This window comes from Aequorivita viscosa (assembly GCF_900106795.1).
GTDB lineage: Bacteria > Bacteroidota > Bacteroidia > Flavobacteriales > Flavobacteriaceae > Aequorivita > Aequorivita viscosa.
Map to the genome: position 1 here is coordinate 1 of NZ_FNNS01000047.1, position 8,005 is coordinate 8,005.

The 8,005-nt window shown below is 36.5% G+C and carries 3 protein-coding genes; all 3 read left to right on the plus strand.

What is annotated here, in order from left to right; all coding sequences use genetic code 11:
- A partial coding sequence (locus BLW28_RS15300; protein WP_143036922.1) for a GEVED domain-containing protein occupies positions 1-2,730 on the plus strand: 2,730 nt, incomplete at its 5' end.
- Positions 2,731-3,361: 631 nt separating this feature from the next.
- Complete coding sequence (locus BLW28_RS15305) at positions 3,362-5,983, plus strand: GEVED domain-containing protein (RefSeq protein WP_073222283.1); 2,622 nt, start codon at positions 3,362-3,364, stop codon at positions 5,981-5,983.
- 28 nt (positions 5,984-6,011) lie between these two features.
- Positions 6,012-8,005 (plus strand): hypothetical protein (locus tag BLW28_RS15310; RefSeq protein ID WP_143036923.1); only part of this gene is annotated, 1,994 nt, incomplete at its 3' end.

Below are 8,005 nucleotides of genomic sequence, written 5' to 3' on the forward strand. Positions count from 1 at the left end.
ATTGTAAACAATATTGGGGTTGCTGATATTTTCATTTATGAAGACGATAACGGTCAACCAGGAAATTTAATTACTTCATTTGACGATGTTACACCGACATCTCAAACTTTAGTAAGTAATAACTTTAACCTGCCGTGGTATGAGGTAGTATTAGACCTACCTACTTCGATAACCCTCGAGGGACTTACAGGCGGGTCTAAATATTGGATAGGCTTAACAACTACTGTAGGTTCTGGTGGTGGAAGCAATAACTTCTGGGAAATTAAAACTAATGGCACTACGGCTTTCACGCACACTTCTATAGATCAAGGTGCTACGTGGACTATTAGTCCATCTGGATTTGATGGAGTTTTTCAAGTTATTGGACAATGTAGTGGCGAAGTAATAATTCCAGACGACTACTGTACAGTAGCAGTTGAAACTTCAGTTGCTCCAATTACTCAAGTTACTTTTGCCGGAATAGCGAATACTACTTCTGCTGAAACTTCATCGCCGGCACAAGAATACTTTTTAAATATTGAAGGTACTGTAAATCAAGGTGACGCATATGTAATCTCGGTGGAAGGGAATACAGATGGAGATTTTGCCAGTTATTTCTCAGCTTTCATCGATTGGAATCAAAATGGAATCTTAGATGATTCTGGTGAAGTATATGAAATAGGATCAATCACTAATTCCACAGGTAGCGACGGGCAAACAGCTACAAGTACTATTATTATTCCATTTCACGCTGAAATTGATCAGACTAGAATGCGTATAATCAAATCACGAGACGCCTATTCATTAAACCCTTGTAGCTCAATCAATATTGGACAAGCAGAAGATTATACGCTAAATATTTCTGAAGTTATAGATACCTATTGTGAGGTTGAAGTTTCTATAACCGTAGAACCTATAACGAAAGTCTCTTTTGCAGATATAGAAAATGTAACCTCGGCAGATTTATCTGCTCCTGGTCACGAATATTTTTTAACAATTGAAGGGAACGTTGAACAAGCCAGTTCTTATAATCTTACCGTAGAAGGAAACACTATCGGTGATAATACTCACTATTTCACGGCTTTTATAGACTGGAATCAAAACGGAATTTTGGATGATGCAGGTGAGGTATATGAAATTGGTGAAATTACAAATTCTACTGGTACAGATGGACAACAAGCTACTACGACTATTGAAATTCCACTAGATGCCTTAGTTGGAAATACGCGAATTAGAATCATCAAATGGCATTTCGATTACCCTATTGACCCTTGTGAAACAATTGCGTTTGGGCAAGCAGAAGACTACACTTTAAATGTCTCTGAATATATTAATCCGTATTGCGAAGTAGTAATTTCAGAAACCGTAACTCCTATTACAAATGTTACGTTTGCAGGTATAGACAACCCTTCTACTGCCGATACAGATGCTCCTGCTCATGAGCTTTTTGTTGACATTCATGGCACTGTTGCTTACGGCAACGAATACGCAATTAGCTTGGAAGGTTTTACGGACGGTAATAACACACATTACTTTACAGCATTTTTTGACTGGAATCAAAATGGTGTTTTAGATGACGCTGGTGAAGTTTATCAACTTGGCACTATTACTAACTCTACTGGAACAGATGGTATTAAGTTGGTAAAGAGAATTGAAGTTGCTGCAGATGCTTTAGAAGGTGAAACGCGGATGAGAATAATTAAAAGTGCCGAAGGCTTTCCGCTTGATCCATGTGGAGAATACACTTCAGGACAGGCAGAAGATTACAGTTTTAGCATTGTTGAATACTGCACACCCGATATTGCGTTAAAAGCGCCAATAACTAGAGTGGTTTTTGCTGGAATAGACAACACCTCTCCTTCCGATCCTTTTACAGCTCCAGCATACGAACCTTTCTTAGATATTGAAGGAAATGTGGTAACTGGTGAAACCTACGATGTAACATTACAAGGAAATCCGATATGGGATCTGTGTTATACAATTTTTATTGACTGGAATCAAAACGGTGTGTTAGATGACGCGGGAGAAGTTTACCAAATAGATTGTGTTTATTCAATTCCTGCAGGAGATCAAGGAGCACTTGCTCATGGAACTGTTGAAGTTCCCGAAGATGCAGTAGTAGGAGCTACAAGAATGCGAGTAATAACTACATCTGATAGTCTGACAGACGATGGATTTCCGTATGATCCTTGTGGCTTTTATTATTATGCACAGGCAGAAGACTACACTATAATTGTAAGGGACAACCCTCTTCCTACTTGTTCAATTGAATGCCCCGAAGATATTTCGGTTCAAATTCCAGTAGGACAATCGAGCAGCGTTGTAACATATGCTGTTACATACGATTGTGACAACTCAGATAATATATCATTAGAGTTGACTGAAGGTATTTCTTCCGGTTCAGAATTTCCTGTAGGCGTCACTACAGTGAGATACAACGTTGAGATGGATGGTGAAGTTATTAATTCTTGTGAATTTACAGTAACTGTTGAAGATGTGCTATCAACGGGAGATTTGCAAGAAGATACTTTTAAAGTATATCCAAATCCAGTGGTTGATTTACTAAATATCTCTGCTTCTAAATCTATAAATACGGTTCAGATTTTCGATCTTTCAGGTAAAAAGGTTCTTGATATTAACTCTGGAAAAAGAACAGATATAATTGACTTCTCTAGACTTACGACGGGTGTTTATCTAGTAAAATTAATTTCGGAAGATGCCGTTAATGTCATTAAAGTAATTAAAATGTAATTAGTTTTTTTCATTACTTTGGTTAGTAATTAGTGAAAACTCCCCGAGGACAATCTTTGGGGAGTTTTTTTTGCGACCTCCTTGTCAAATTACATATTTAAATAAGGGAAACAGACTCTTATGACCTTACTATTAAGGTAAGAGTAATAATGTTGTACCATAAAAATTAGTTAACTTGATAAAAGGTACAGGAAATTGTAAAATGTGCGAATTAGCACTCCAAGATTTCTTTTAGTTGTAATAGACAGGATCATGTTTAGTTTTTAAGAATTTGAAAAATTGTTGATTGAAACAGCACAATTTCATTCAGATGAAAAAGAATAGAGAACTACGGTATAAAAAACTATTATAAGGATATTAATTATTCTGTATTTCAGAAACTCATTTACTTATAAAAGGATAACTCTAAATCACATATTTTAGGTATGCAATTATAGCTTATAGATTTATGGGATAAATATCTGATTATTTAGAATTAGCTATTTTAATATCTTACTAGGCTAGAAATAGCTAAAAAACCTGTAAAGAGTACATGTTGAGTATGTGGTTTTTTGGCTAAATTCATTATTACTTCTATAATTGTTTTCTAAAATATCTCTACAACTTTCCATAAAAAACCTACAACCAAACTATGAGAAAACTGCATAAATTTGTTTTTCTATTTCTATGTTTAGCAATATCGATTGCTGGACACAGTCAAGATAGAAACTTGCAAAAAAACAAATCATTCGATGCCATTTCCATTACAGATAGGCAAAACACTCCCTCCTATATTGAGAAAAAAGAAGACCTGCCTTCCTTCAAAAAAACTGTTAACTCATCAACGGCTTATTCTCATCAAAACAGGCTAGTTTACTGTGAACCTAATTTTAGTAGTTGTAGTTCTGACCACATTAACAAAGTTATTTTTGCTGGTATAAATAACGACAGTGAATGTGGTACAGGACATAATGACTATACAGACCAGGTAGGTTTAGTTGTAACTGGAGAAACCTATACCATTTCAGTAAGGAATCAAGCACTGTCATCACAAAATGTATTTGCTTATATAGATTGGAATCAAAACGGCATTCTCAATGATGCCGGAGAGGTCTATACCATAGCAAACAATGCACATCACAGTGGCCCACATACCCAAGAAATTGCGATTCCTCAAGATGCAGTACTTGGAGAAACAAGGATGAGGGTTGTCCTTCAATGGAATAATACAAATGCAAATCCGTGTATTGTCTATGGCACTGGTGAATCTGAAGACTACACCCTAAATGTAGTAGATGAGATTCCTAATTTACCTTTGGATTGCACACAATTGGTTCCTTCCTTATACCCTTTTACTGGTGGTTTCTTTATTGGTGATAGAAATCAGCGATTAGCCGTTGACATAGATGTACTTCCCGAAAGCACTTTTGCACTAAACACTGTTAAAATTCAAACTTTAGGCCAAGCTTCAACTTTCGATCTAGTTTTTCACGACAATGTTGATGGACTACCTGGAACACCCGATATAACTTTAAATAACGTTAACATTGTTAATGAGGAGTTTTTAGGATCGGGACAAGATTACGAATATTATATATACACTCTAGACGTTTCTTCAAACAATATATTATTTGAAGGCGATCAAGATGGCATTAAAGTATGGATGGAAGTAATTTCTGACGCTATAGGTTGGAATAATACAAACAGTACAACACTTGGAAGTTTTGCGGCTTATTCACATGATGATTCAGATGGGTGGAACTTTACAGATAGAGAGTTTGTTTATGAATTAATTGGAATTTGCACAGGGAGCCAAATTCAAGACTTACCAAACAATGCTTGTTCAAACGCTATTCCAATTAATTGTGGAGATTTAGTAACAGGCACAACAGTTGGCGCCGATGATTTTGGTGGAAACTTATCGCCAGATGTGTTTTACTCGTATACAGGTAGTGGCCAAGCGGAGAACATTTCAATTTCATTATGCGTTGGAACGGAATATGACACGCTAATTAGAGTTTTTTCTGACTGCTCCTTAGCTAATGAAATTACATTTAATGATAATTTCTGTTATGCACGATCTGTCGTCAACTTTGTTTCTGATGGCGTATCAACATATTATATCATGATTGAAGGATCTTATGCTTCAGAGTTTGGAGACTTTACATTATATGCAAGTTGTCAGACAATTCCTCCTCAAAATGAAACTCCCGCACACGCTGTTGCTTTGGAATGTGGTGACCGAGTTCAAGGTAACAATGTAAATGCCAGTAATATCGCAGGTAACCCAGCTGGAGACGTTTTTTATACTTATACGGGAAATGGTATTGAGGAAGACATAACCGTTTCCTTATGCAGTGTTTTTACTAGTTACGATACTGAAATTCGAGTTTATGACGACATAAGCCTATCTAATCTAGTAGGCTTTGCGGACGACGATTGTGGCTTATTCTCACAGGTAACTTTCTATTCTGATGGAGAAACTACATATTACATTATGATTGAAGGGTCTGAAATTGAAGAGGGCAACTTTGACCTACGAGTATCTTGTTGGGACTACACCCCTTATTGCAGCCCATTAAATTTCGTTTTTGTGGAACCTATCACCAACGTGGAAATAGCCGATATCGCTCATAGAAGTAGCGCAGAACCAACCAGTCCTCCACATGAGGTATTTACCGATATAATTGGAAACTTGAATCAAGGTGAAACTTATGAAATAACCTTGGAAGGTTTTACAGGGGCAGATGGCGAATGGAATAACTTCTTTACTGTTTTTATTGATTGGAATCAGAACAACGTGTTTAATGATACAGGCGAAATGTACGAGATAGGTTCCATCTTTGATTCTTCAGGGACAGATGGCAACCAATTAATGGGATCAATAACAGTGCCCCAAGACGCTGAAATAGGTTCTACTGTAATGAGAGTCCTTAAAGCTTATGATACATCCCCAATAGATCCCTGTTCAGACTATGGCTATGGTCAAGTAGAAGATTATACTATCAATGTTTTGGATGCATTAGGAAATGATGATTTTACTCTAAATAAAATTACATACTTCCCTAATCCCACTGAGAATGAAATAAATATTAAGAGCGATTTACCACTTTCTAAAATTACTATATATGACATCGCAGGGAAAGTAATTCAAGTAATTAAACCAGATTCAAACAACGTTCAGCTAGACTTATCATACCTCTCTAACGGAATCTATTTAGCAAAAGTAATTACAAAACAAGAAGTTCAAACATTTAAAATTATTAAAGAGTAAAAATTCACTAACCTAATTCATAACTAATATGAAATCTATTTATCTCTTTCTGGCCCTAACAGTTCCTATATTGAGTTTTGGGCAATCTACACCGTGTAGTATAGACAATTCCGGAAACAACTTTGAGAATGCTGAATTTGGGTTAGACATAAAGTATATCGCTAATGATTTTGATGTGGTGGAAGGAACCGTTTTAGAGATAGAAAAAGTAAAACCAACGATTGTCAATAATATTGGAACTGCTGATATATTTATTTATGAAGACAATAACGGCAAACCAGGAACACTCATTACTTCGTTTCAAAGTGTAGCTCCAACTTCACAGACCCTGGTTAACAATAAATTTGGTCTTCCTTGGTATGAAGTTGAGTTAACTTTACCTAGTACTGTTTCCCTTATTGGTTATACAGGAGGATCAAAATACTGGTTAGGGCTTATTGTAACAATGGGTTCAGATGCGGGAAGCGCCAACTTTTGGGAAGTAAAGACTAACGGCTCTACAGTCTTCACCCATTCATCTGTTGATCAAGGTACCTCGTGGACTCCTAGTCCATCTGGATTTGACGGGGTATTTGAAATTAGTGGTGAATGTAGTATTCACGTACCTGTACCAATAGGATTTTGTGAAATTATAGAAGAAGGAAATAACTTTGAAAATGCAGAAATAGGCTTAAATTCAAAGTATATAGCTAACGATTTTGACATTGAAGAGGGAACCATCATGGAATTAAACAAAATAATTCCAACTATTGTCAACAACATTGGAGTTGCAGATATATTCATTTATGAAGATAATAATGGACAACCAGGCACCCTTATTACTTCATTTCAAGATGTTGTACCAACTTCACAAACACAGGTAAGCAGTAACTTTAGTCTTCCTTGGTACGAAGTTGAACTAGAACTACCAACCGCCGTAACGCTTGAAGGCCTCCCAGGAGGATCAAAATACTGGATAGGTCTTTTTGTTACTGCAGGTTCAGATGGAGCAAGCAATAATTTCTGGGAAATAAAATCAAACGGAACTACCGCTTATATACATACATCTGTTGACCAAGGTGCTACTTGGATTGCTAGTACTTCTAATTATGATGGGGTATTTCAAGTTTCAGGAATTTGCAGCAATGTAGAAACAGAACCAACGGAACCTTGCGAAATTATAGAGTTAGGAAACAACTTTGAAAATGCGGAGTTCGGCCTAAATCTAAAATACATTGCCAACGACATTGATATTGCCGAAGGTATAACAATGGAAATAAATAAAATACTACCCACCCTAATCAACAACATCGAAACAGCGAATATATTTATATATGAAGACAACAACGGTCAACCAGGAACACTTATTACTTCATTTCAGAATGTTACCCCTACTTCACAAACCCAAGTGAGCAATAATTTTAACCTTCCTTGGTATGAAGTAGCATTAGATTTACCAAATAGTGTATTGCTTGAAGGTCTCGCTGGTGGATCTAAATACTGGATAGGACTTAAGACTACACTTGGATCTGGTGGTGGAAGTGCCAACTTTTGGGAAGTAAAATCTAATGGAGATACAGCCTTCACGCATACTTCGCTAGACCAAGGTGCTACCTGGACTCCTAGCACATCTGGATTTGATGGCGTTTTTCAGGTATTTGGAGTTTGTAGTGAAGAAGAGCCAGAACCAATTGGTGCCTGCGAAATTATTGAAGCAGGAAATAACTTTGAAAATGCAGAAGTAGGATTAAACACAAAGTATATAGCTAATGACTTTGACATTGAAGAAGGTGTAACCATGGAAATAAATAAAATAACACCTACAATAATCAATAACATTGAGGTGGCTGACATATTTATTTATGAAGATAACGATGGACAGCCGGGAAACCTTATTACCTCTTTTCAGGATGTTGTACCAACCTCACAAACTCAAGTAAGTAGTAACTTTAGTCTCCCTTGGTATGAAGTAGAATTAGAATTGCCTAGTTCGGTCTCTCTGGCAGGTCTGTCGGGAGGATCAAAATACTGGATAGGACTTTT